Source organism: Novosphingobium sp., assembly GCF_039595395.1.
In the GTDB taxonomy this organism is placed as follows: domain Bacteria; phylum Pseudomonadota; class Alphaproteobacteria; order Sphingomonadales; family Sphingomonadaceae; genus Novosphingobium.
Genome location: NZ_JBCNLP010000005.1, coordinates 17,684 through 38,541, shown reverse-complemented (window position 1 = coordinate 38,541; position 20,858 = coordinate 17,684). Strand labels below are relative to the sequence as shown.

The window sequence follows — 20,858 nt, the reverse complement described above, 5'->3', positions numbered from 1 at the left end:
TTGGGCGCCCGTTTTTGATTGTCATTGGACCCTCGTGGCCCTTGTGATTTGACTATTTGAGCAACTCCCAATATTTTATCCAATGCAATGATCGGCGCATGTTATGCGCAGCACGCATGAATAGGGGGCGAGGGTTGCTGCGGCATCTTTATGGGCAGGTCATCGTTGGCGCGTTGGCCGGCATTTTGGTTGGCCATTTCTGGCCACACTTTGGCGTCGAGCTGGCGCCGTTAGGCATCGGCTTCATCAAGACAATGCGCATGATGGTGCCACCCATCATGTTCTGCACCATTGTCGACGGCATCGTGCTGCATGGTGGCGCCCTGCGCACCGGTACCACCGTGATACGCGCCCTTGTCGTTTTTCTGGCGATCACCGTGACGGCCTTGTTGGCAGGGCTGATCTCGGCCAGCGTGCTTCATCCCGGCGCCGGGCTGACGCTGCCGCCGGTGCTACCGGGCGTTGTGGATGCGCATCAACAACTGGCAGGGGTTCCGATTCATGGCGCTGGTGACTTCCTCCTCCGCATGGTGCCAGACACCTTCTTTTCGGCCTTTACGGCGGGCGATATACTGCCGGTCCTGTTTATTGCCGGGCTCGTCGGCTTCGGTCTTTTGCACTTGGGTGAGGCGGGCGCACCCATTACGCAGGGTATTCGCGCGCTGGCTAAACTGCAGTTCGCCATCGTGGGTTTCCTGCTGCGCATCGCGCCGCTGGGTGCTTTTGGTGCCGTGGCCTATACGGTGGGGGCTTATGGCATCGGCTTCATCTCTTCGCTCGGAATGCTGGTTGCTACGTTCGCACTTGCCTGCGTGGGGCTGTCGGTGGCTTTGTTGGTTGTCGTTCGCGCGCGGACGGGCCTGTCGCCGCTCGGCCTGTTGCGTCATTTCCGCGACGAATTTCTCATCGTTGCGGGCACGTCATCCAGCGAGGTGGTGCTGCCCAGATTGATGACCAAGCTGGAAGGTCTGGGTGCCGAACCGGCTGTTGTTGGTCTGGTGGTGCCGCTGGGCTACACGCTCAACCTCGCGGGAACGGGCGTCTACCTGATCGTGGCGACGCTGTTTCTGGCTGAGGCTTTACACATCCCCCTACCGCCGGAACGGATCGCACTGTATCTCGCGGTGATGCTGGTCACGTCCAAGGCTTCGGCTGGCGTGATCGGCAGCGGATTTTCCGCGCTGTTGCTCACCTTGTCGCTGTTGCCCGATGTGCCGGTGGGGGCGGCCGCCATGCTCATCGCGGTTGATCGCCTGCTCTCCACCATGCGCGCCCTGACCAGCGGCATTGCCAACATCAGTGCGACCCTGCTGGTGGCTTGCTGGAACGGGGGGAAGCTCACGATGGCTGGGCCTGTTCCCAGGCTTTAGAGAGAAGGTCGATCAGCCGCGTTGCCGCGGGGGAGAGGTGAGCGCCTGGACGCTGGAGCACGCCGATTGTGCGTCTTATCGTGGGGTCGCACAAAGGTCGCCATACCAGTTCACCGGACTCTGGCCCTGTGCAGGCGAGGCGGGGCAACACCGAGGGGCCAAGGCCTGCGCTAACCAGGGCCAAGGCCGATGTCAGGCGTGTTACCTCGTAAAACCACGTCAAGTTGATGCCTTGCGCGGCGAGACCGCCCTCCAGGGTGGTACGGTTGCCGCTGGCGCGGTGAACCGTCACCAGTCTTTGATCCTCAAGATCGCGCCAGCCAAGCGACGGAGCGGTAGCCAAGGTATCGTCTCGGCGGCACACAAGCCCATAGGGATCCTGATGCAGCGGCGTGTAGGAAAGGTCCGAATCTGGGCCCACCGGAAGGGACAGGCCAAACTCGGCTTCGCCGGTGCGGACCGCCTCCGCGCATTCCGTGGCGGACAGATCAAGGATGCGGACCCTGGTGTGACGATAGTCATTGGCAAAATTCTGCAGCACCTGCGGCAGGAACTGGACGGTTGCGCTGGGGACGCTTGCAAGTGTGATGCGTCCGGCGGCCTTTTCCCCCTGGGCCATCAACCCCACCAGTGAGCCGTCCATCTCCTGTAGCATTCGGCGGATCAGCGGTACGACCTGTTGGCCCGCGGACGTGAGGCGGACGGTACGGGTCGTGCGTTCAACCAGAACCGTCCCCACCGCCTGCTCAAGCTTCTGGATCCGCCGACTCAGCGCCGGCTGAGACAAATGGAGTTGCTGTGCCGCTCGCATGAAGCTGCGTTCGTCGGCCACGGCGATGAGCGCGCGCAGATCGAGTAATTCGCAGTTCATGGGCATCGGAGAGGTCATTAGGTCGTACCTGGTCAAAAGGACTGAACACGTCGTGATTCGCGAGAAAACTTCGCCCTTCCAGCTAGTCCCTGTGCGCCGAGCTGGCCTGCAATTGAAGCGTCATGTGTGACTTTGAAACACAAAAGCTTGATAAGCTAATACCGGAAACGAGCGCCTTGTAACTCCCCTGCGTGCGAGATCGGCGGCAAGCGGGAAAGAGCCTGCCCTTACGAACGTTGCAAGGGCATGACGGCAATGTACCAAGCGCTCACAATCACGGTCTCTGCACAGGAGGTGTGGGACCGGCGGCTTTTGACGGGCTCAATTGACCCCGGAAATGGCAACTCCTGGGCTTAACCGGACGATCTCAATCGCGGCGTCGACCGGCGGCTCTGTCCCGGGCCCCGACATTGCCCTGCGCTCCGATGGTGGTAAACGTACAACAGGTTCCGACGCCGCAGCCTGGCCTCTGAAGGTCGGGTTTGGTGGCGAAAATTCACGAGGTCACCCTTTCTCTGATTGTCAGGGCCGCGCGCTGACTTTAGCTTCACCAGGCCAGCAAGGAAGCGGACATGTCTCATCCACAGCGCAATCTGCTTGCAGTGCGTGCAGCCGAAGCGCCTGCAAGAACCAGGCCGTCCAACTATCCTGAACCCTTCGCCTCCATGATGAGCGGGCGTATCAAACGTCCGCTCGGTGACCTGTTCGGAATCCAGAGCTTTGGTGCGAACCATGTTACGCTGCCGCCCGGGGCGGTGTCAGCCCTTCACCACCGGCATTCCGTTCAGGATGAGTTCGTGATGGTGCTGACAGGCGAGATCACGCTGGTCCATGATGATGGTGAACTGGTTATGACGCCGGGCATGTGCGCGGGGTTTCCTCGTGAGGGCACCGCGCATCATCTGGTCAACCGTTCCAACGTGGAAGCGACCTATCTCGAAGTCGGCGACCGGCAGTCGGGTGACAGCGTGTCCTATCCACGCGATGATCTGGAAGCCGTGAGAGAGGGCACAAGCTGGCGTTTCACCCATAAGGATGGCCAACCTTATTGAAGCTTGCTGGGGATGTGCAAAGCAAATTCCCCGATAAGCCATTACATTTATTAAGGTGGTGTGTGGCGCCCGTTCGAGCAAAGATGATGAACGTAAGGCAGGATTTGAAGGCTCCAGCTTGAGCCTCGAACGGCGGCTCTGTCAGCGGTTTCACCCTTTCCCATAAGCATCGAACTCGGCGGCCAGATGATCGAAGACCGCACGGACGCGGGGCATGTCGCGCAGATCCTCGTGCATGACGATCCATGTTTCAAGCGCGCCGATGGCGAAATCCGGCAGAACGGCGCGCAGCGTGGGATCACGGTCGCCGATTGCGCGCTGGATGACGCCAATGCCGAGCCCGGCCTGCACCGCTGCAAGCTGCGCGGGATGGCTGTCCATCCGCAGGGTGAAACGCTGCCTGTCGAGATCGGGAAGTACGTGGGTGATCGCCTCTAGGTCCATCGCGGATCTGTCCGGCCCGATCAGATCGTGCCGGTTCAGCTCCTCCGCCGCGCCGGGCATGCCGCGCGCTGCCAGATAATCGACATGCGCGTAGAAGCCGAGCGCGATCGACGGCACCTTACGCGCGACGAGCGCGGCCTGACGTGGCGGCGTCATCCTCACCGCCAGATCAACCTCCTGTTCGAGCAGGTTGGCGGCGCGGTTGCTGGTCTCGATCTCGAGGATCAGTGCAGGATGGCGCTGGCGCAAGCGGGCCAGCATTGCCGGCAGCACTGCGACGCCGATGAAGTCCGAGACGCTCAGGCGCACCACGCCGGCAATTTCGCCGGGTGGCGCGCTGGCACTGCGCTCGAAAGCCTGCGAGGCACGGGCCATGGCGCGCGCTGCCTCGCCAAGTGCCCTGGCCTGCGCGGTGGGCACGAGGCCGCGCACCGAGCGGGTGAACAGCTTGCTGCCCAACGCAGCTTCAAGCGCCTCGAGCCGTGCCCGCACGGTGGGCTGGGTGACCCGCAGGCGCCGCGCCGCAGCGGACAGGCTCCCTTCCTCAAGCACGGCGAGAAAGGCGCGTTGATCTTCCCAGTCCATCATTCGGTTCATGGTTTATCCACTAGCAGATCGAAGATTTTCGACAATTATTATTCAGATGCCGTCGGTCCACACTCCCTGCAGCAAAAGGAGCAAGACGATGGAAAATCCAAGGACAGCGCTGGTTCTGGGCGCAACGGGTGGCATCGGGCGCGCGGTGGCCAAGGCGCTGCTGGCGCATGGCTGGTCGGTCACGGCGATGCGGCGCGGCGGAGCTGCAACCACAGGTGATCACCTGGATGGCATGAGGTGGATCGAAGGCGATGCGATGCAGGCGGTAGACGTTTTGCGCGCGGCGCAGGGTGCGCAGGTCATCGTGCATGCCGTGAACCCGAAGGGCTATCGCGACTGGGGCCGGCTGGTGTTGCCGATGATCGACAACAGCATCGCGGCTGCGCGGGCGGTCGGGGCGCGTATCGTGCTGCCTGGTACGATTTACAATTACGGGCCCGACGCCTTTCCCGATCTTGTCGAGGATGCGCCGCAACACCCGGTGACGGCAAAGGGGGCGATCCGCGTCGAACTTGAAAACCGGCTCGCGGCGGCAGCCAAGGACGGGGTTGCGGTGCTGATCCTGCGCCTCGGCGATTTCTTCGGGCCGGGCGGTGGCAACAACTGGTTCGCGCAAGGGTTGGTCAAGCCAGGCACGCGGCTCAAGGCCATCACCTATCCGGGACATAAAGGCCTCGGTCATGCCTGGGCCTATCTGCCTGATGCCGCGGAGACGATCGCGCTTCTGCTCGACCGTGCCGAGGCACTGGAGCCCTTCGCGCGCTTCCATTTCGCGGGCCATTGGGACGCCGACGGCACGCAGATGACCAGGGCGATCGCTGCGGCCCTTGGGCGAGACATACCGGTCAAGCCGCTGCCTTGGTTCCTGCTGCGCGTGGCGGGCTGGTTTCAGGAAACGCCGCGTGAGATCGTAAAGATGCGCTACCTCTGGCAGCAGCCGGTCCGCCTCGACAATCACCGGCTAACCGGTTTCCTTGGTGTCGAGCCGCATACGCCGTTCGGCGAGGCAGTGCGCGAAACGCTCGCCGGGCTTGGCGTGAGCTGAGGACCGTTCAGAAATGTATCGTCGCACCCCATAAGATTTAGCCGTCACCGGCCGAGATAGGTGCATTGTCAGCATACAATGAACAGGCGACCGGTTCCGACGGCCGGCTCAGAAACGCTGAACGACCGGAATGCCAGCGGGATCTGACAAGACTGCCCGCCGGTCAAATTTGGCGGGTCGACTGAGGGCTGGCAGCCGACCCTTTTCAACCTGCAACGGTTCTGTCAGTTTGCGTTCGGTTTCGGGCTCGAAAACGCAGCTCGTATGAGATGGCTGTCGAATTCGAGAGGGTAATAGTCAAAATTTTCAAGATGATCCTACCGGTGATCGGTATATTGTCGCCCCTGATGGCTCATGCACAGGACGATGGTTTCGTCACGAAACATTACGGTCGCCCGCGGATGCTTGTGGCGATCCGAGGTGGGCGGCACCTGAACATGGTGTGCATCGGGACTGGCAAGCCAACTGTAATCTTCCTATCGGGCCTTGGTGGGGGAACCTTCGATTGGCGCAAGGTCCAGCCGGCCATCGGCAAGGTCGCCCGGGCATGCGCCTATGATCGGGCGGGCTATGGTTTCAGCACGTCCGGCTCCGCGCCGGTCGATCTCGACAACACGATTCTCGACCTTCATGCCCTGCTGCATTCCAAGACAATCAGTACGCCTGTCGTGCTGGTGGGGCATTCGCTGGGCGGCCTTTACGCAACGGTCTATGCCAGGCGCTATCGGGCGGACCTTGCCGGCATGGTGCTTGTCGACCCTGCCTTTGCCGGCCAGCAGCGGGCCATCGCTCTGGCCATCGGTCCGCAGGCGGCGGGGCGAATGGCGGCATCAGACGGACGCACTTTGACGATGCTGGACCGATGCGTCGCCCTGGCGAAAAGCGGGCGCCTGTCAACGCCTGCCGAGGCAAAGTCAGACTGTCTCGACAATCCGCCTGATCCCGATGGCGAGGTCCATCGCGAAAGGGACAGGGAAGAGAAGACCTATGACTTTGAACGCGCGGTCCGCTCCGAGTTTCTGTCGGCCAACATCACCGACGCGCATCACGGAACCATCGACGATCGTCAAAGCGCCGTAGGGAGCCGTGACCTGGGGGCTTTGCCCTTGGTCATTCTGACGCGGGGCAATGGCTCCGATTTGCCTGGCTTGTCGGCGCAGGAAAACGCGAAGGCCGATGCGGTATGGCGGGAGGGGCATGACCGGCTGGCGGCCCTCTCGACGGCAGGCAGCAACACCATCGTGCCCCGTTCGGGCCACTTCATCCAACTCGATCAGCCCGATGCTGTCATCGCCGCCATCAGGCAGCTTCTCGATCGGTTGCGCTGACCCACCCTAGACAAACTCAAAAGGCAGATTCAAATGACTTCCGACAATCCGGCTTTCGATCGCGGTAGTTTTGAAGCTCCAGATTTGCCGGTGGGTCACCCATTGATCTGTCGATGAACGAAAGCCCGATTTGGGCAATCGCGAATTAGTCCGCGGACGTCGCCTTAGTCAGCGTGTCTGGACAGTGGGTGGTCACTTCGCCCCTTTGCAACTGAATACTGTCATTGGCGTTGCTTTTGTAGCAGTTGGACGCGGACCATCCCCATGCGATCCATGGGAATGATCGTCAGTCGTTCATCACCATTGATTACGCGGCCTGTTTTCCAACCATTTTCCTCGAACCGACCTTCCTCGACGCGGTCGATTTCGGCCAGCCCCGACTTGTCCGCGAAATCAGCTGTAAAGCCCTTGCCCATCAGCAGGAAGCTGCCATGCCCTTCATCGATAATCAGGCCATAGGGGCGGCTGTCACCGGGTGCAGGCACACCTGAGTCGGTCTCGCTGGGTAGTGGCGGCGGGGGCGGCGGGGCCTGCAACCCCACGTCGAGCAGCATTTGCTTGAGCAGCGCCTGCGTCTCGCGCAAAGTGATCGTATAGCCGCCCAGGTGGACCTGGACCGGCTTGCCATCATCCATCAGAATGCCCGCGATGCGCTTTTCAGCCTGCGCGCGGGCGATCACGCCATCCATATGAGCCAGCATGCCATACGCTTGAGCCAGCTGACTGTCGGGCTTTCCGTCCTCGATACCAAAGATCGAATAGCCCAGTGCGCCATGCTGGCCCAGAGCCCAGAACAGATTGCCGGTGCGGAACTGCGCCTCCGGCACGAAGAGCGGATTGCCCGCATGGTCGTAATCGGCCAGCGGCACTTTGGCATCGGGCACATAGATATCGGGCGAGAGCATATCGAGCGAAGGCGCTGCTGCCTTCCAGACATCCAGCACCCGCTTGGCAGGGCCGCCGCTGGGATATTGGCCAGCCACCGACTGGCCCTCCTGAGGGCCTAGCCAACCGTTGACATACATCGGCAGAGGGAGCGTCTTTTTGCCCTCGGCGGCGAGCGCTTCCATATAGCTGGCAAAGCGCCAAGCCATGAAGATTTCTTCGGCCTGCCAGTCGTTGCCGAAGACCTGAGCCCATGTGCCGCTGGTGCGACGGCCCTGCCGTGCCCAGACCTCCGCCAGTTCGGGCCGCAAGCTATCGCGATGCACGGCGAGATAGTTCAGCAAGGCGGGCGGCACCGGTTGCGCCCATGCGGCATTAGCCAGAGGCGAGCGATCCCTACTGTCATGCAGCATGCCGGTTTCATTGTTCACCTGCACCATGATGACGCGATGATCGGGATCGGCCTGGGCCAAGTGCTTCATAAAGGCGTTGAAGGCTGCTCGATCAGCCTTGAGCAATTCGGGCGAGAAGACCGACAGCACCGGCTTGGGCATCGCATCGGGATAGGTGAAGGCCTCCTTGAACTGGCCTTGGACCACTGCACGCGGGAAGCGGGCGGAATCGGCACGCACCCAACTGGGGGCATAGGTCGAGCTGGCATTCTTGAAGGCGCCAAACCAGATTAGCACCAGCCTCATACCATGCTGGCGGGCCTGCGCGACCTGGGCGTCGATAAGGTGATAGTCGTAATGCCCTTCGGATGGCTCGAAATCCTCCCAGCTGACAGTGCTGAGAGCAGTGCGGACATGCATTGCCTGGAGCCTGGCCCATATCGGTCCCATATATTCCGGACTGGAGGCGCTGGAGTTGTGCAGTTCCCCGCCCAGAGCCAGATAGGGCTTGCCATCTACCAGCAGTTGGCGGTTCTTGATGGTCGGCAGGTCATTGGCATGCGCCACAGGCATGAGCGGCATGGCGGCAATGGCCAGCAACAGGTCGCGCAGGATCGGCTTCACAATATACCCTCCCTCTGGTGCTCGCTCGCTGGCGTGCATATCAGAAGTAGGAGTATTGTTCTAATTAAGCAAGGTGCACTGCTCAACGGCGGACTGACAGACTATCTCAAGTGATGCAATTCAGTTGTCCACGATGGATTTTGCCCCAGTTTTGCCAGCGGATCGCGGAACGCGTTCACCACATATCGCCGCAGTGCCCTGGCTGACTGAGAAGGGCTTCCAGTCTAAACGAATTTTCTTCAAAACGAACCCAGAGAAAGTGTCATGAACCAATGGCCGCTTTCGAGGAGGTCAAAGGGCCACCTGAAGGTCGCCTTTGTCAGCGGGGGAGGGCAGGGGCACCCCTGCTATCCCGGCTAATGCTGGGTTGACCGAAGGGTTGTGGCGTTCGGAAGGTCCGCTGTCCATGATAAAGGTGGGCATATCAGACATTGGATCAGCGGTGAGCAGCATTGTTCGTTGGCCCAGGCGCGGGAAGTTATGTTCGACTTGGTAGTTGATGACAGCCGCGCTTCTCGGGATCACATCCTCCAGCAAGCGCCGAAGTTCAGGGATGTCCCATTGTCCATTGCCCAGTCCATAAAAAGGCTGCCCGATGGTTTCATCGCTATCAACCCCGAAGGTATCGAAGAACGCGCGGCTCGCGGCCTGGACGCTGAGGCTGCTATCCAGCACCACCAGCGGATCCGAAACCGTGCCGACAATCCCCTGCGCCTGCACATGATTGACGCGCAGAAGACGATAGAGGTCATCGGTATTCATGAGCGCGATTTTGCATCTGCTGGAGGCGAACGCAACAGCGAGCCCTGCGAGCCGCATGACAAATCCCCACTATGGAACCACGCGGTCGACCAACTGAGCCACCTGTGTGACGAAAGGAATTTCGTTACGCCACCCGCCATGCCCCAAAGGGAAAGGATCTTTGATCACAGGTAAGTATTATACCCTGCGGCCAACATCCGTTCTCGCCGGCAATCCCCTCATTGGGCCCGACGAATCGCTGTCGAGCAAGGTGGAAATCGAATGAATTTGCAGCCCTTTCCACCGCGCCAATCAGCCGACCCAGGCGGTGCAAATGGCTGCAGATGCTAAAAATCCGCGTCGGATACTGGTCGTCGATGACGAATGGCTTCTAGCGACGTGGCTTGCAGAGGCGTTGGAGGACGTTGGCTATCTGGTGCAGACCGCGTCGGATGGTCAGGAAGCGCTCGCCCACGTTTCAACTTTCAGGCCCGATCTTGTGATCACCGATTTCATGATGCCTCGTCTGACCGGGCTTGAGCTCGCCACGGCTTTGCGGGCTCTGCCAGACCTGGGCAACACCCCGATCATTCTCGTGAGCGGCGCGCAGGGCGCAATTGGCCGGGGGCGACCGGACCTGTTCGAGGCCGTCTTTGAAAAGCCCTATGAGATCGATGCACTTCTCGTTGAGGTCAGCCGCCTATGCCCAAACTGCGGATCGGCATGACTGACCGCATCACCTTATAGTGTGCCAACGCGCCTATCCGGGGCGGAGCTGGCAATCCTGATGGGGCGGGCCCCTGCCCAGGCAAGGGCCCGCCTGTCTTATTAGAAATCCATCGCCGGCATGGGCGTGGCTTTCTCCTCCTTGGGTAATTCGGCAACAAGGGCCTCGGTTGTAATCAGGAGCGAAGCAACCGATGCCGCATCCTGGAGAGCGGTGCGCACCACCTTGGCCGGATCGATGACGCCCGATTTCACGAGATCCTCATAGTCTCCGGTCGCGGCATTGAAGCCCCAATTGTAGTCGTCGCTTTCGAGAAGCTTGCCCACGATGAAGGCGCCGTCTTCGCCGGCATTGTCGACGATCTGCCGAACGGGCGCCCGCAAGGCGCGCCGCACGATGTCGATGCCCGACTGCTGATCGTCATTGGCCACCTTGAGGCCGTCCAGAGCCTTGGTGGAGCGCAGCAGAGCGATACCACCACCCGGCAGGATCCCTTCCTCGACAGCGGCGCGCGTCGCATGAAGCGCATCATCGACGCGGTCCTTGCGCTCCTTAACCTCGACTTCGGTGGCTCCGCCGACGCGGATCACCGCGACGCCGCCCGCAAGCTTGGCGACGCGTTCCTGGAGCTTCTCGCGGTCGTAGTCGCTGGTCGTGGCTTCAATCTGCGCCCGGATCTGGGCGACGCGGGCCTCGATGTCGGAGCCGACTCCGGCGCCATCGACGACGGTCGTATTGTCCTTGTCGATGATGATCCGCTTGGCACGGCCAAGCATATCAATGGTGACGCTCTCCAGTTTGGTGCCAAGCTCCTCACTGACGACATTGCCGCCAGTGAGAATGGCGATGTCTTCGAGCATGGCCTTGCGGCGGTCACCAAATCCGGGAGCCTTGACCGCCGCAACCTTGAGGCCGCCCCGCAGCCTGTTGACCACAAGCGTCGCGAGCGCCTCGCCCTCGACGTCCTCGGCGATGATGAGCAGGGGCCGTCCCGACTGCACCACCTTCTCCAGCAGCGGCACCATCGGCTGCAGGTTCGAGAGCTTTTTCTCGTGAATGAGGATATAGGGATCGTCGAGCTCGACCTTCAGCTTCTCGGTGTCGGTCACGAAGTAGGGCGAGAGATAGCCACGGTCGAACTGCATGCCCTCAACCGTCTCGAGTTCGGTTGCCAGGCTCTTGGCCTCCTCGACGGTGATGACGCCCTCGTTGCCCACCTTTTCCATCGCCTCGGCAAGAATGCGACCGACTTCCTCGTCGCCATTGGCGGAGATGGTCGCGACCTGCGCGATCTCGCTGTTGGCGCTGACCTGCTTGGAATGTGCCTCAAGATCCTTGACGACGGTCGTCACGCAAGGTCGATACCGCGCTTGACGTCCATCGGGTTCATGCCTGCGGCAACCGCCTTCGAACCCTCGCGCACGATCGCCTGAGCCAGAACCGTCGCGGTGGTCGTGCCGTCCCCGGCTTTGTCGTTCTGTTTGTTGGCAACCTCGCGCAGCATCTGCGCGCCCATGTTCTCGAACTTGTCCTTCAGTTCGATTTCCTTGGCGACGCTCACGCCATCTTTGGTGATGCGCGGCGCGCCGAACGACTTTTCGATAACGACATTGCGCCCCTTGGGGCCCAGCGTCACCTTCACTGCGTTGGCCAGCGTATCGACGCCGCGCAGCATGCGATCACGCGCGTCGGACGCAAACTTCACTTCCTTGGCAGCCATGGCCAAACTCCTTTCCTATTTTTCCTTCCTGAATGTTAGAGGATGACAAGCGCTCTCAGGCGGCCTGTTTCAGCTCAGCCTGGGTCTCGACGACGCCGAGGATGTCGCTCTCCTTCATGATGAGCAGATCCTCGCCACCGATCTTGACCTCGGTCCCCGACCACTTGCCGAAGAGGACGCGGTCCCCGGCCTTGACCGACAGCTCGACGAGCCGACCGGCCTCGTCGCGCGTGCCTGGGCCAACAGCAACGACTTCGCCTTCCTGCGGCTTTTCCTTGGCTGTATCGGGAATGATGATTCCGCCCGAGGTTTTCTCCTCGGCTTCGATGCGGCGAACGACCACACGGTCGTGCAAGGGGCGGAAATGCATGGCAAAACCTCCAGATGCAAAACAAGATGTGATGACCCTGTCGTTCATCTGCGCGACAGGTGGGCGTAAATTATGAAAAGCCTTTTTCGGGTTCAAGAGGGGGCCGAAAAAATTTTGGCAGTCACATTCGCTGAGTGCCAGATCACCGTCTTCGGGCACGCCCCCCTCGCCGATTTCGCATCTTGACGCGACTCGATGACGCACCAAAATACCGGGCCGTCGGCATCGACCGACGCATCGAAAGAGCGACACATGGAAAGGAGAGACGGCCATGTCGCAGCCATTCTCACGTTTTCTTCACCCCTTCGATGTCGCGCATCACCCGAGCCTGGAGCCCGAAGTGAAGCGTGCCATCCTTGCTTCCTGGGCATCTGATCGGTCCGCCGTGCGCAACAAGCCGGCCCTGCGCAAACCGCCTGGCGCGAAACGGGCATTCCCGATCGATGATATTCTCGCCGCCATGCGAGAACTCGACCAAGGCCAGGACGCGAACCGCTCCCTGCAATGACCGACAGAGGCTTTCTGGCGCAGCTGAAGGGCTACGGGCTGACCACGGCGGAAATCCATTTCTTCCGTCTTGACGCCCCTTCGCTTCTGCAGCTGTTCGTCTGGCAGGACTATGATCTCGCGCCCGATTTCCCGGTGCTGTTCGGATTTCTCGACCACTGGCGGCGCGAGATCGAAGCCCCCCTCCATTCGGTGCGTATCGCGCATGACAAGCTCGTTCGCCCCACCGAATGGCGCGCCGCGCACCCCATTCTGCCGCTGCCATGACAGGCGATTCCCCACGCGGCGATTGAGCGTGGCAGCCGAAGAGCCTTGGTCTTGAAAAATTTTTCTCAGGCATCTTGAAGCCGATTTTGACAAAATTAGATTGCGGGCGCCGGGTGCCACTGTCGGGCCCGGTGGGACATGGAGGGCGCCGGCTCTTTGCGTTACCGGCGCAGCTCATGCCCAGATCGCTCAACAGAGGATTTGGAACGATGAGAACCACGTTTGACTTTACGCCCTATCGGCGAACCACGGTCGGTTTCGACCGCCTGTTCAACATGCTTGAAACAAGCGCCCGCGAGGAAGAAGGGTTTCCGCCCTTCGATATCCTCAAGCTCGGTGAGGACAGCTACCGCATCACGCTCGCTGTCGCGGGCTTCCGGCCCGAAGACATCGAGGTGGTCGCCCAGCAGAACCTGCTCACCGTTACCGGCAAGCGGGCGAGCGACGATGGTGAGGGCAAGTATCTGCATCGCGGTATCGCGCTGCGGGCCTTCGAGCGCCGATTCCAGCTGGCGGACTTCGTTGAGGTTGGAAACGCCGCCTTCGAGAACGGCCTTCTCTCGATCGATCTCAAGCGGGTCGTACCCGAAGCCATGAAGCCGCGCCGGATCGAGATCGGTGGCGGTGAGCTGGCGACCCCGCGTCTCAGCGAGGTTAAGGAGCAGGTCAGCCAGGCCGCCTGACCTGCTCCCCGACCTGCCGACGCACTGCCGGCCCTTCCGGCGGCGGCGTCGGCAGGTTCAGCCTTACATCCAGCCAGAAAGGAGATGACCATCATGGCTATTCGTGATCTCATTCCCTGGAGCCGGCAGGACAACCGGCTGCCGGTTCCAGTGCGCGCTGAACAGCAGCAGGATGCGCAGATGCTGTCACTGCTGTACTTCCACCGTGAGGTAAACCGCCTGTTCGACGATGTCTTTCGCGGTTTTGGCGTGCCGGCCTTCGACGGAGGCGACCGCGGCTCCTCATGGCCGCGCGTTGAACTCGCCGAGACCGACAAGGAACTGCGCATCACCGCCGAACTGCCTGGGCTCGACGAGAACGACATCGAGATCGGCATCAAGGATGGTGCGCTCACCTTGAGCGGTGAGAAGCGCGCCGAAGTCGAGGACAAGGATCGCGGCTATTCCGAGCGGAGTTATGGCCGCTTCGAACGCCGGATCGGCCTTCCCGGCGGTATCGTCGGCGATAACGTCAGTGCGACGTTCGAGAACGGCGTGCTGACCGTCATCTTGCCCGTGACGGAGGCGACGAACGAGAATGTTCGTCGGATCCCGATCCATGGGAAGGCGGCGTGATGAAATGGTCCGGGACTTTGGTCCCGGGCCCATCGCCAATGACAATCAGGCGCTGCCGTGTTCGGCAAGTGCGCTTCCCCGCGACGCGCAGGCACTGATCGAACCCTTGCCTGGTGCGGTAAGCCAGGGAGGAAAGGCCAGGGCAGGGCAATGGCGTGTACGGTTCCTGCCGCGCTGGGCCCCTGTTGCCGAGCCGCTGATGGGCTGGACGGGCGGCGGCGATCCGCTCGAGCAGATCGAACTGCACTTCTCCGATCAGCAGGCGGCTGTCGATTATTGCCATCGGCAGGGTCTCTCCTGCCTCGTTCATGGATGTGTCCAAAGCCCACCGTCGTCTCCGACGCGCTCGCGTGACGTTGCACTCGGGTCTTGCCTCGAATCCGAAGCCCGAACTTTGCTGGCGCCTCGGCCGCGCCCTTTGAGGCGAACGGGCTAGCCCCTTCAACACCCCAATCATGGAAGGACGACTGATGCACAAGTTGTTTCGTACAGCCTCTCTTTTAGGCGTCGCAATGCTTGCAGTTGCGGGAACCGCGCTGGCTGCCTCTGGTGCCAGCAAGGTCATGACCGTCAATCTCCCCGATGGCTCGCTCGCCCATATCGAATATCAGGGCGATGTGGCGCCCCAGGTGAAAATCGATCCGCCAAAGCGCTTGATCCCGCCAGCGCTGTTCGATCCGGTCGCTTTCACACCATTTGGCATGGATTGGGCCTTCGCACAGATGGATCAGCAGGCCGCCGCGATGATGCGTCAGGTTGATGCGCTGCAACTGGCAAGTTTAACTCAAGGTGCCAAAGTGGATCTGACAGCGCTCGGAAAAATGCCGGCCGGAACCGTGAGCTACAGCTTCGTCTCCACCTCGGATGGTAGACACACCTGCAGTCGCTCGTGGCAGCTCACATCGCAGGGTGGCGCGACCCAGCCCAAACTGGTCTCGACAAGCTCAGGCGATTGCGCGCCAGAGGGCACGGTGGCACCGACGGCCACGCCGCATGGCTTGACCGCGCCGAATCCCGATCAGAAGGCAGCATCCAACAAACCCGCGGTCACAATCTGATCAGGCCAAGCGACGCTTACTTGCCGTAATCCCGTGCAGCCGGGCTCCGTGCCCGGCTGCACCCCTGCCTCTATATCTTTCGACAAGCACTCATGCACGTCCCACCCAACATCCTGTCCGCCTTCGTGACGCTGCTTGTGACGATCGGCCCGGTCGAGACCGCCGTCGTCTTTGCAAGTCTTACCGCCGGCGTCCATCACGAGCAGCGTGGCAGCCTCGCCCGGCGCTCGGTTCTGATCGCCGGGCTTGTCCTGTTGCTGTTTGCGACCGGTGGAGCCTTTGTGCTCTCGCTTCTGCATGTCTCTTTGTCTGCGTTTCGCTTCGCTGGCGGCATCTTGCTGTTTCTTCAGGCGCTGACGCTCACCTTCTCCAGTCCCGGTCTCTCCTCACTCAACTCCAAGGAACGGGAGGATGCGGAACGCCCGGGTGACATTGCCGTCTTCCCACTTGCGTTTCCTCTTATCGCCGGACCCGGGAGTTTGTCTGCCGCGGTGTTGGTCATGGGCCGGACGGCGGGATGGATCGAAGGCCTGAGCGTTTTGGCCATGATTCTGGCCTGTATGCTGCTAACCTTTGGGGCCATGCGCGTGGCCGAGCGTTTGATCGCGGTTCTGGGAGCAACCGGCGCGGACGTCGTCAGCCGGATTTCCGGCGTGCTGTTGGCAGGGCTTGCAGCACAATTCGTCTTTGACGGCTTGGCCAGCGCGCCGTTTCTCCGTTGAGAAATAGATAATCTTTTGAACAAAAAGATATCAGACACTACGGAATGTATATGAGCGCGCCTGATGGCAGATGTTTGTATAAACCGACGTTACATAAGATGCATCGGAACGGCGTAAGCTGGTCGCCTGCCGACATCAGCGCGCTCAACAAGCCGCTCGAATAGCCTTTTGGAACTGTTAGGCGGATATGTTCATGGTGATCTTAATCTGGCTGATGATAGCCTGACTGCATTGCGCTGCTCTGCGAATAAAGTTCACCAAGGAGTCGGTCCAAAACCGGTCAAACAAGCATCCGCCTATCCGCCGCCTTGACGGCGCGCCCTCCAATTTTGACCGACAGTCCGCCACCTAGCTCGGTTGCAGAAATATAGAGCTTGCTTGGCCGGTGCATTTTGACGCCCTGACGGATTACCAGACGACCTGCCTGGGCGAGCGGCACCAAACCATGGGTCACGAGATAGGCTCCCAACGGGCCGGTGGCATTGCCGGTCGCCGCGTCTTCGGTCACGCCGAAGCCGAGCATGCGGCTGTAAGCAGTGGCATCATCACTGGCCGCCTCCAGCGAGAAAATCAGCACGCCGCGCCGGATCAAGCCAGCCTTGTCGAGCAAAGTCCCCATGGCACCGCGATCGAGCTGCGCGCGGTCCACCGCCGCGCGAGTTTTGACCGGGAACATGAGGAAGGGCGCGCCACAGGAAACCTGCTGGATCGGGAGATCGGCCAGATCTTCCGCTTTGAGCCCCATGGCCGCAGCGGCTGCGGTGCGGTCGCCAATGGTGCCATCGAGCTTGGGCGGCTGCTGCTGCATCCAGGCAAAGGCAAGACGACCCTCATGCCATTCCAGATCGATCTGCGTCGGTCCGACGCCCAGTTGCAGCATGATCGAGTGGCGACCCGGCGCAATCAGCTTTCGCTCTGCCAGCGAAAACACGGTGCCGACGGTGGGATGGCCGGCGATGGGAATTTCGGCGCCGCTGTTCATCGCGAAGAAGCGCACTTGGAAATCGCAGCCCGGTGTGGAAGCGGGGAAGACGAAGGTGCACTCCGAATAGTTGATCACACAGCGATGAGGATATAATGGTGACGGATCGTCCCATCCTCGGCCCGATCGAGGACATCGACGCAGTTGAACACCGGGCCTGCCTCGGCCTGGATGCCGGTCTCCTCAAGCAGCTCGCGAACGGCGGCTTGCGCGATCGTCTCGCCATAGTCGATTTTGCCGCCGGGAAAGCCCCACAAGCCGACGTCCGGCGGATTGGCGCGACGGACCAGCAGGACGGATCCATCCCGGATCACGGCGGCAATCGTGGCCGGCACAGGTCTGCGAACGGATGATGGGGTGATCATGTTTGGATATACATCATCTTATCGTAGGACCGGCTTACGCCGGATCGCTCTGATCGTTCGGGATGTATCGCAGTGTCCCGGCGCGCAGGGTAACTCCGTCATTGTCGCGGGAGTGGCGGACGCCGTCGAAGACTGGCACTTCTTCGAAGTCAAAGGGGCTTACCCCATCGAGACAGGCAACGTTGACGCCATACTGGTTCGGGTTGGATCGGCGCTGATGGTGGGTGTAGATCCCGCAGCGCGAGCAGAAGAAATGCTGTGCTGTTTGCGTGTTGAAGCGGTAGCTGGTGAGCATCTCTTCGCCCTGGAGCAGGCGGATGCCACCCAGTTCAGCCGAGACGGCGATCGCGCCGCGCATCCGGCAATAGGAGCAGGTGCAGCGACGGATCGTGTTCAAGCCATCGCTCAACGTGGCTTCGAACCGCACCGATCCGCAATGACATCCGCCGAGCATGGTGGTGACTGTTTCTGTCATGGGCGTTTTCCCTTGCGACGATGGCAGATTGCAGGAGTAGCGGTTTGGCGCGTGACGGCCAGCCGCAAGAAATCCGATTTCGACTGTACCATTGCCTTGAGGGAGGTCGGTACCACGACGATGGTACAGTCAAAGCTGGCGGTCTTGGTGCTTCCCAGGCGCAGCATTGCGCTGCACCTGATGCGCAGATCATCAAGGAGGGCGCGATGCCTCACACTATCTTCCTGGCGGGTGCCGCCGGCGTTATCGGGCAGCGATTGGTTCCATTGCTGCTGCAGCAAGGGCACACGGTTTTCGGTACGACGCGCTCGGCAGAGCGTGCGGCTCATCTCGAGGCGGCGGGCGCTCGGCCGGTGATCGTCGATGTGTTCGATGCCGAGGCCCTGGCGCGCGCGGTGGCAGATGCTGCGCCGACGGTCGTCATCCACCAGCTTACCGATCTTTCCGGCGACATGGCTACGGATCCGGAAGCGGCCCGGCGTGCCAATGCTCGGCTGCGCCGCGAAGGAACGCCCAACCTGGTAAGGGCATCGGTGGCAACCGGCGCCCGGCGGATCATCGCGCAGAGCATTGCCTGGGCCTATGCGCCGGGCACGCCGCCCTATGCAGAGGAGGACCCGCTGGAAGTCGATGCGGACGGCGCGCGGGGCACGACGATTCGGGAAGGGATCGTCCCGCTTGAGCGCGCCGTGCTCGAGACGCCGGGGATCGAAGGCGTGGTGCTGCGCTACGGCCAGCTCTTCGGCCCCGGAACCTGGAGCGAGGCGCCGGATGGCGCGTCGCCGCTGCATGTCGATGCCGCAGCCTACGCCGCCGTTCTCGCGATCGATCACGGGGCGCCCGGCATCTACAACGTCGCCAATCCGGGCGGCGAGGTCCGCATCGACAAGGCGATCTCGGCACTCGGCTGGAACCCGGACTTCCGTATGGCCGCACAGCAGGTGGCGCCCACCGCATGAGGGATCGTCCACCTCCTCCCGGCGCGGTCGCCGTGATCTTCGTCTCGGGTCGCACACAGGCAGATGCCGAGGGTTATGCTGCTGCGGCCGAGGCCATGGCAACCGCCGCGGCAGCGCGTGACGGATATCTGGGGATCGTTTCGTCGCGTGATGCTGCTGGCGTCGGAATCACCGTCAGCTGGTGGCGCAACCATGCCGATGCGCACGCGTGGCAGGACGATCCCGATCATTCGCTCATCCGCGAGCAGGGGCGGGCGGTATGGTATGATCGGTATCAGGTGATCGTGGCGACGGTGGAGCATGCGTACGATTGGCAGCGATCCCTTTCCCCGTTCAAAGCTGATGGAGGCCCGGCTTTTGAGGTGCGTGAAGATGATCTGAGCGGTGAGGAGACCCGCGCCCTGCTTGCGCTGCATCTGGCAGGTATGCGGGCGGATTCCCCGCCGGACAATGTTCACGCGCTCGATCTGACCGGGCTTACAATGCCCGAAGTCTCGGTTTGGACGGCTTGGTCCGGCCACCGTGTCGCCGCCGTCGGCGCCCTCAAAATGATGCCTGATGGTACGGCCGAGGTGAAGTCGATGCGCACCCACCCGGACTTTCTCCGCCGGGGAGCGGCCCGGGCCATCCTCGACACGATCATTGCCGTGGCCAAGGCTCGCGGCGTTCGGCGGCTAAGCCTCGAAACAGGAAGCCTGCCGTCGTTCGACCCGGCGGTTGCGCTCTATCGTAGTCGGGGGTTTGAGGAGGGGCCGGCTTTCTCACACTACACGGAGGGCGGCTTTAGTCGTTTTCTCCACCTCGATCTTCGCTGACTCCTCGTGATTGCCGCGGTCTTCCCTGTCATTCTGGTCGCAGCGGCGCTGCACGCGACCTGGAACGCGATCATCCGGGGCGGCGAGGACAGGGGCTTGATGACCGCCCTGGTTACAGGGGCTGCGGCAGCAATCGCCATGGTCGGCCTGCCGTTCCTGCCGGCGCCCGCGCGCCTAAGCTGGCCCTTCCTGGCCGGATCGGCAATCCTGTCCATCAGCTATTATGGGCTGGTCGCGTGGACATATCGGGTCGCGGAGATGAGCCGCACCTATCCGCTGATGCGGGGTGCCGCGCCGTTGCTGGTCGCGATCGCGAGCACCACCATCCTGGACGAACCATTGCGCTGGCAAGCCTGGTGCGGTGTCGCTGTCGTCTGTGCCGGTATCCTTGGCGTGGCAGGAAACCCGCTCCGCTCGCTGGACAAGGGGGCGGGCCTCGCACTGCTCAATGCGGTTGTCATTGCCGGCTACACGATGGTCGATGGCGCTGGTGTGCGGCAATCAGGATCCGCAGCGGCCTACACCTTGTGGATCTTCCTGCTGACCGGCATTCCGCTGACAAGCTGGGCTATCATGCGGCGCGGCCAGGTGTTCCGCGCCTACTTGGGGCGGCACTGGCGCTTGGGCATTGTCGGAGGGGCAAGCACCACCGCATCCTATGGGCTCGCGCTGTGGGTCATGACGCTGGTCCCCGTCGCCATCGTAGCGGCGTTGCGTGAAACAGCGATCCTGTTCGGTGTTCTGATATCGATTGTTTTCCTCAGGGAGCCGGTCGGCCTCCGTCGCACCATCGCGGCCATGCTCATTGCCGCCGGGGCGGCCCTGTTGCGCGCCAGTTGATCATCCTGTCCGTCGGTTGCGCGTGACCTCCTCAAGCATGCGAAGCACACCGATCATATTGATGCCGCCTAAGCGCTTGTCCGCCTTCGCACAGAGCGCGTTCGCATGGTTGAGCAGAGGCGAGGCCACTTGTACCGCCTAAAGGTAAGATACCCGAAATTGAGCTGACCTCCAGAGGTAGATTTTCCTATGATTATTAGACCCGCTGAGGCTCGCGATCTTCCTGCCCTGCGTGATCTGTTTCTGAGATCTCGATGCGCAGCTTTTCATTGGGTGTCGCCATCCGCTTTGATCGTGTCCCATTTCGTGGTGTAGCGTTAGGCGCGAGCCACGATGAACCCCGGCAAGGCCGGATTTGTCAGCGGTTCACATTCTCTACGCACCTGAGCCATTCACGACATGCT

The 20,858-nt window shown here is 61.6% G+C and carries 23 protein-coding genes and 1 pseudogene; 15 read left to right on the top strand and 9 right to left on the bottom strand.

Annotation, left to right across the window (positions count from 1 at the left end; all coding sequences use genetic code 11):
* The first annotated feature begins 134 nt into the window (after positions 1–134).
* Positions 135–1,370 (top strand): cation:dicarboxylase symporter family transporter, encoded by a 1,236-nt coding sequence (locus ABDW49_RS19605; protein ID WP_343614478.1) that lies wholly within the window; start codon positions 135–137, stop codon positions 1,368–1,370.
* Here the strand turns inward: ABDW49_RS19605 and ABDW49_RS19600 are convergent.
* Entirely contained in the window at positions 1,339–2,247 is a 909-nt protein-coding gene (locus ABDW49_RS19600) for a LysR family transcriptional regulator (RefSeq protein WP_343614476.1), read from the bottom strand. The two genes, ABDW49_RS19605 and ABDW49_RS19600, sit on opposite strands and share 32 nt — an antisense overlap.
* Positions 2,248–2,813: 566 nt before the next feature.
* Between ABDW49_RS19600 and ABDW49_RS19595 the strand changes: the two genes are divergently transcribed.
* The gene (locus tag ABDW49_RS19595) at positions 2,814–3,293 is read left to right on the top strand and encodes a cupin domain-containing protein (RefSeq protein ID WP_343614474.1); all 480 of its coding nucleotides are present in this window, start codon (positions 2,814–2,816) and stop codon (positions 3,291–3,293) included.
* Between the two features lie 150 nt (positions 3,294–3,443).
* Here the strand turns inward: ABDW49_RS19595 and ABDW49_RS19590 are convergent, their stop codons facing one another.
* Positions 3,444–4,334 carry a LysR family transcriptional regulator gene (locus ABDW49_RS19590; protein WP_343614472.1) on the bottom strand — a complete coding sequence of 297 codons (891 nt, stop codon included), beginning with the start codon at positions 4,332–4,334 and terminating at the stop codon, positions 3,444–3,446.
* A 46-nt stretch (positions 4,335–4,380) separates the two neighbouring features.
* On the opposite strand from ABDW49_RS19590, the gene ABDW49_RS19585 reads away from it, so the two are divergent.
* Both ABDW49_RS19585 and ABDW49_RS19580 read left to right on the top strand, forming a co-directional pair.
* Positions 4,381–5,379 (top strand): NAD-dependent epimerase/dehydratase family protein, encoded by a 999-nt coding sequence (locus tag ABDW49_RS19585; RefSeq protein WP_343614710.1) that lies wholly within the window; start codon positions 4,381–4,383, stop codon positions 5,377–5,379.
* 269 nt (positions 5,380–5,648) lie between these two features.
* Complete coding sequence (locus tag ABDW49_RS19580; RefSeq protein ID WP_343614470.1) at positions 5,649–6,707, top strand: alpha/beta hydrolase; 1,059 nt, start codon at positions 5,649–5,651, stop codon at positions 6,705–6,707.
* A 221-nt stretch (positions 6,708–6,928) separates the two neighbouring features.
* On the opposite strand, the gene ABDW49_RS19575 is transcribed toward ABDW49_RS19580, so the two are convergent.
* Positions 6,929–8,608, bottom strand: a complete 1,680-nt coding sequence (locus ABDW49_RS19575) for a DUF5597 domain-containing protein (RefSeq protein ID WP_343614468.1) — start codon at positions 8,606–8,608, stop codon at positions 6,929–6,931.
* Between the two features lie 291 nt (positions 8,609–8,899).
* A complete protein-coding gene (locus ABDW49_RS19570; protein ID WP_343614466.1) occupies positions 8,900–9,370 on the bottom strand; it encodes a hypothetical protein in 471 nt (156 codons plus the stop codon).
* 313 nt (positions 9,371–9,683) lie between these two features.
* Between ABDW49_RS19570 and ABDW49_RS19565 the strand changes: the two genes are divergently transcribed.
* The gene (locus tag ABDW49_RS19565; protein ID WP_343611695.1) at positions 9,684–10,076 is read left to right on the top strand and encodes a response regulator; all 393 of its coding nucleotides are present in this window, start codon (positions 9,684–9,686) and stop codon (positions 10,074–10,076) included.
* A 101-nt stretch (positions 10,077–10,177) separates the two neighbouring features.
* Here the strand turns inward: ABDW49_RS19565 and groL are convergent.
* Positions 10,178–11,796: pseudogene (gene groL, locus ABDW49_RS19560) on the bottom strand (chaperonin GroEL).
* 55 nt (positions 11,797–11,851) lie between these two features.
* Positions 11,852–12,166: a co-chaperone GroES gene (groES, locus tag ABDW49_RS19555; protein WP_068081727.1), complete on the bottom strand. Its 315-nt coding sequence runs from the start codon at positions 12,164–12,166 to the stop codon at positions 11,852–11,854.
* 271 nt (positions 12,167–12,437) lie between these two features.
* Between groES and ABDW49_RS19550 the strand changes: the two genes are divergently transcribed.
* The 7 genes from ABDW49_RS19550 (at position 12,438) to ABDW49_RS19520 (ending at position 16,018) form a co-directional block, all read left to right on the top strand.
* On the top strand, positions 12,438–12,674 hold the full coding sequence (locus ABDW49_RS19550; RefSeq protein ID WP_343614464.1) for a hypothetical protein: 237 nt from the start codon (positions 12,438–12,440) through the stop codon (positions 12,672–12,674).
* Positions 12,671–12,940, top strand: coding sequence for a protein usg (locus tag ABDW49_RS19545; RefSeq protein ID WP_343611701.1), 270 nt, complete (start codon positions 12,671–12,673; stop codon positions 12,938–12,940). The genes ABDW49_RS19550 and ABDW49_RS19545 overlap by 4 nt, the downstream gene beginning before the upstream one ends.
* A 209-nt stretch (positions 12,941–13,149) precedes the next feature.
* Entirely contained in the window at positions 13,150–13,623 is a 474-nt protein-coding gene (locus ABDW49_RS19540) for an Hsp20 family protein (RefSeq protein ID WP_343614462.1), read from the top strand.
* A 93-nt stretch (positions 13,624–13,716) separates the two neighbouring features.
* Complete coding sequence (locus ABDW49_RS19535) at positions 13,717–14,238, top strand: Hsp20/alpha crystallin family protein (protein WP_343614461.1); 522 nt, start codon at positions 13,717–13,719, stop codon at positions 14,236–14,238.
* Positions 14,201–14,674: an NADH dehydrogenase ubiquinone Fe-S protein 4 gene (locus ABDW49_RS19530; protein WP_343614459.1), complete on the top strand. Its 474-nt coding sequence runs from the start codon at positions 14,201–14,203 to the stop codon at positions 14,672–14,674. The genes ABDW49_RS19535 and ABDW49_RS19530 overlap by 38 nt, the downstream gene beginning before the upstream one ends.
* A gap of 34 nt (positions 14,675–14,708) precedes the next feature.
* Positions 14,709–15,296, top strand: coding sequence for a hypothetical protein (locus tag ABDW49_RS19525; RefSeq protein ID WP_343614458.1), 588 nt, complete (start codon positions 14,709–14,711; stop codon positions 15,294–15,296).
* A gap of 92 nt (positions 15,297–15,388) precedes the next feature.
* Complete coding sequence (locus tag ABDW49_RS19520; protein ID WP_343614456.1) at positions 15,389–16,018, top strand: MarC family protein; 630 nt, start codon at positions 15,389–15,391, stop codon at positions 16,016–16,018.
* A 280-nt stretch (positions 16,019–16,298) separates the two neighbouring features.
* Here ABDW49_RS19520 and ABDW49_RS19515 read toward each other — a convergent pair whose 3' ends face one another.
* The 3 genes from ABDW49_RS19515 to ABDW49_RS19505 are packed head-to-tail and all read right to left on the bottom strand — an operon-like array spanning position 16,299 to position 17,840.
* On the bottom strand, positions 16,299–17,078 hold the full coding sequence (locus ABDW49_RS19515; protein WP_343614454.1) for a PhzF family phenazine biosynthesis protein: 780 nt from the start codon (positions 17,076–17,078) through the stop codon (positions 16,299–16,301).
* Complete coding sequence (locus tag ABDW49_RS19510; RefSeq protein WP_343614452.1) at positions 17,075–17,365, bottom strand: NUDIX hydrolase; 291 nt, start codon at positions 17,363–17,365, stop codon at positions 17,075–17,077. Before ABDW49_RS19510 ends, ABDW49_RS19515 begins: the two co-directional genes overlap by 4 nt.
* Positions 17,366–17,399: 34 nt before the next feature.
* Entirely contained in the window at positions 17,400–17,840 is a 441-nt protein-coding gene (locus tag ABDW49_RS19505) for a GFA family protein (RefSeq protein ID WP_343611708.1), read from the bottom strand.
* A gap of 206 nt (positions 17,841–18,046) precedes the next feature.
* Here ABDW49_RS19505 and ABDW49_RS19500 point away from each other — a divergent pair, with 206 nt between their 5' ends.
* From ABDW49_RS19500 to ABDW49_RS19490, 3 genes are read left to right on the top strand one after another with little or no spacing between them, the layout of a single operon-like run.
* Positions 18,047–18,799 (top strand): NAD(P)-dependent oxidoreductase, encoded by a 753-nt coding sequence (locus ABDW49_RS19500; RefSeq protein WP_343611710.1) that lies wholly within the window; start codon positions 18,047–18,049, stop codon positions 18,797–18,799.
* Positions 18,800–18,831: 32 nt separating this feature from the next.
* A complete protein-coding gene (locus ABDW49_RS19495; RefSeq protein WP_343611712.1) occupies positions 18,832–19,614 on the top strand; it encodes a GNAT family N-acetyltransferase in 783 nt (260 codons plus the stop codon).
* A gap of 6 nt (positions 19,615–19,620) precedes the next feature.
* Entirely contained in the window at positions 19,621–20,454 is an 834-nt protein-coding gene (locus tag ABDW49_RS19490) for an EamA family transporter (protein ID WP_343614451.1), read from the top strand.
* Positions 20,455–20,858 lie beyond the last annotated feature (404 nt).

Bases quoted from the DNA above. Each gene is read 5' to 3' on its own strand.
- ABDW49_RS19520 (WP_343614456.1), top strand. From the start codon at position 15,389: ATGCACGTCCCACCCAACATCCTGTCCGCCTTCGTGACGCTGCTTGTG.
- ABDW49_RS19540 (WP_343614462.1), top strand. From the start codon at position 13,150: ATGAGAACCACGTTTGACTTTACGCCCTATCGGCGAACCACGGTCGGT.
- ABDW49_RS19595 (WP_343614474.1), top strand. From the start codon at position 2,814: ATGTCTCATCCACAGCGCAATCTGCTTGCAGTGCGTGCAGCCGAAGCG.
- ABDW49_RS19535 (WP_343614461.1), top strand. From the start codon at position 13,717: ATGGCTATTCGTGATCTCATTCCCTGGAGCCGGCAGGACAACCGGCTG.
- ABDW49_RS19550 (WP_343614464.1), top strand. From the start codon at position 12,438: ATGTCGCAGCCATTCTCACGTTTTCTTCACCCCTTCGATGTCGCGCAT.
- ABDW49_RS19580 (WP_343614470.1), top strand. From the start codon at position 5,649: ATGGCTGTCGAATTCGAGAGGGTAATAGTCAAAATTTTCAAGATGATC.
- ABDW49_RS19530 (WP_343614459.1), top strand. From the start codon at position 14,201: ATGTTCGTCGGATCCCGATCCATGGGAAGGCGGCGTGATGAAATGGTC.
- ABDW49_RS19525 (WP_343614458.1), top strand. From the start codon at position 14,709: ATGCACAAGTTGTTTCGTACAGCCTCTCTTTTAGGCGTCGCAATGCTT.
- ABDW49_RS19585 (WP_343614710.1), top strand. From the start codon at position 4,381: ATGCCGTCGGTCCACACTCCCTGCAGCAAAAGGAGCAAGACGATGGAA.
- ABDW49_RS19545 (WP_343611701.1), top strand. From the start codon at position 12,671: ATGACCGACAGAGGCTTTCTGGCGCAGCTGAAGGGCTACGGGCTGACC.
- ABDW49_RS19600 (WP_343614476.1), bottom strand. From the start codon at position 2,247: ATGCCCATGAACTGCGAATTACTCGATCTGCGCGCGCTCATCGCCGTG.
- ABDW49_RS19510 (WP_343614452.1), bottom strand. From the start codon at position 17,365: ATGATCACCCCATCATCCGTTCGCAGACCTGTGCCGGCCACGATTGCC.
- ABDW49_RS19505 (WP_343611708.1), bottom strand. From the start codon at position 17,840: ATGACAGAAACAGTCACCACCATGCTCGGCGGATGTCATTGCGGATCG.
- ABDW49_RS19570 (WP_343614466.1), bottom strand. From the start codon at position 9,370: ATGAATACCGATGACCTCTATCGTCTTCTGCGCGTCAATCATGTGCAG.
- groES (WP_068081727.1), bottom strand. From the start codon at position 12,166: ATGCATTTCCGCCCCTTGCACGACCGTGTGGTCGTTCGCCGCATCGAA.
- ABDW49_RS19590 (WP_343614472.1), bottom strand. From the start codon at position 4,334: ATGAACCGAATGATGGACTGGGAAGATCAACGCGCCTTTCTCGCCGTG.
- ABDW49_RS19500 (WP_343611710.1), top strand. From the start codon at position 18,047: ATGCCTCACACTATCTTCCTGGCGGGTGCCGCCGGCGTTATCGGGCAG.
- ABDW49_RS19565 (WP_343611695.1), top strand. From the start codon at position 9,684: ATGGCTGCAGATGCTAAAAATCCGCGTCGGATACTGGTCGTCGATGAC.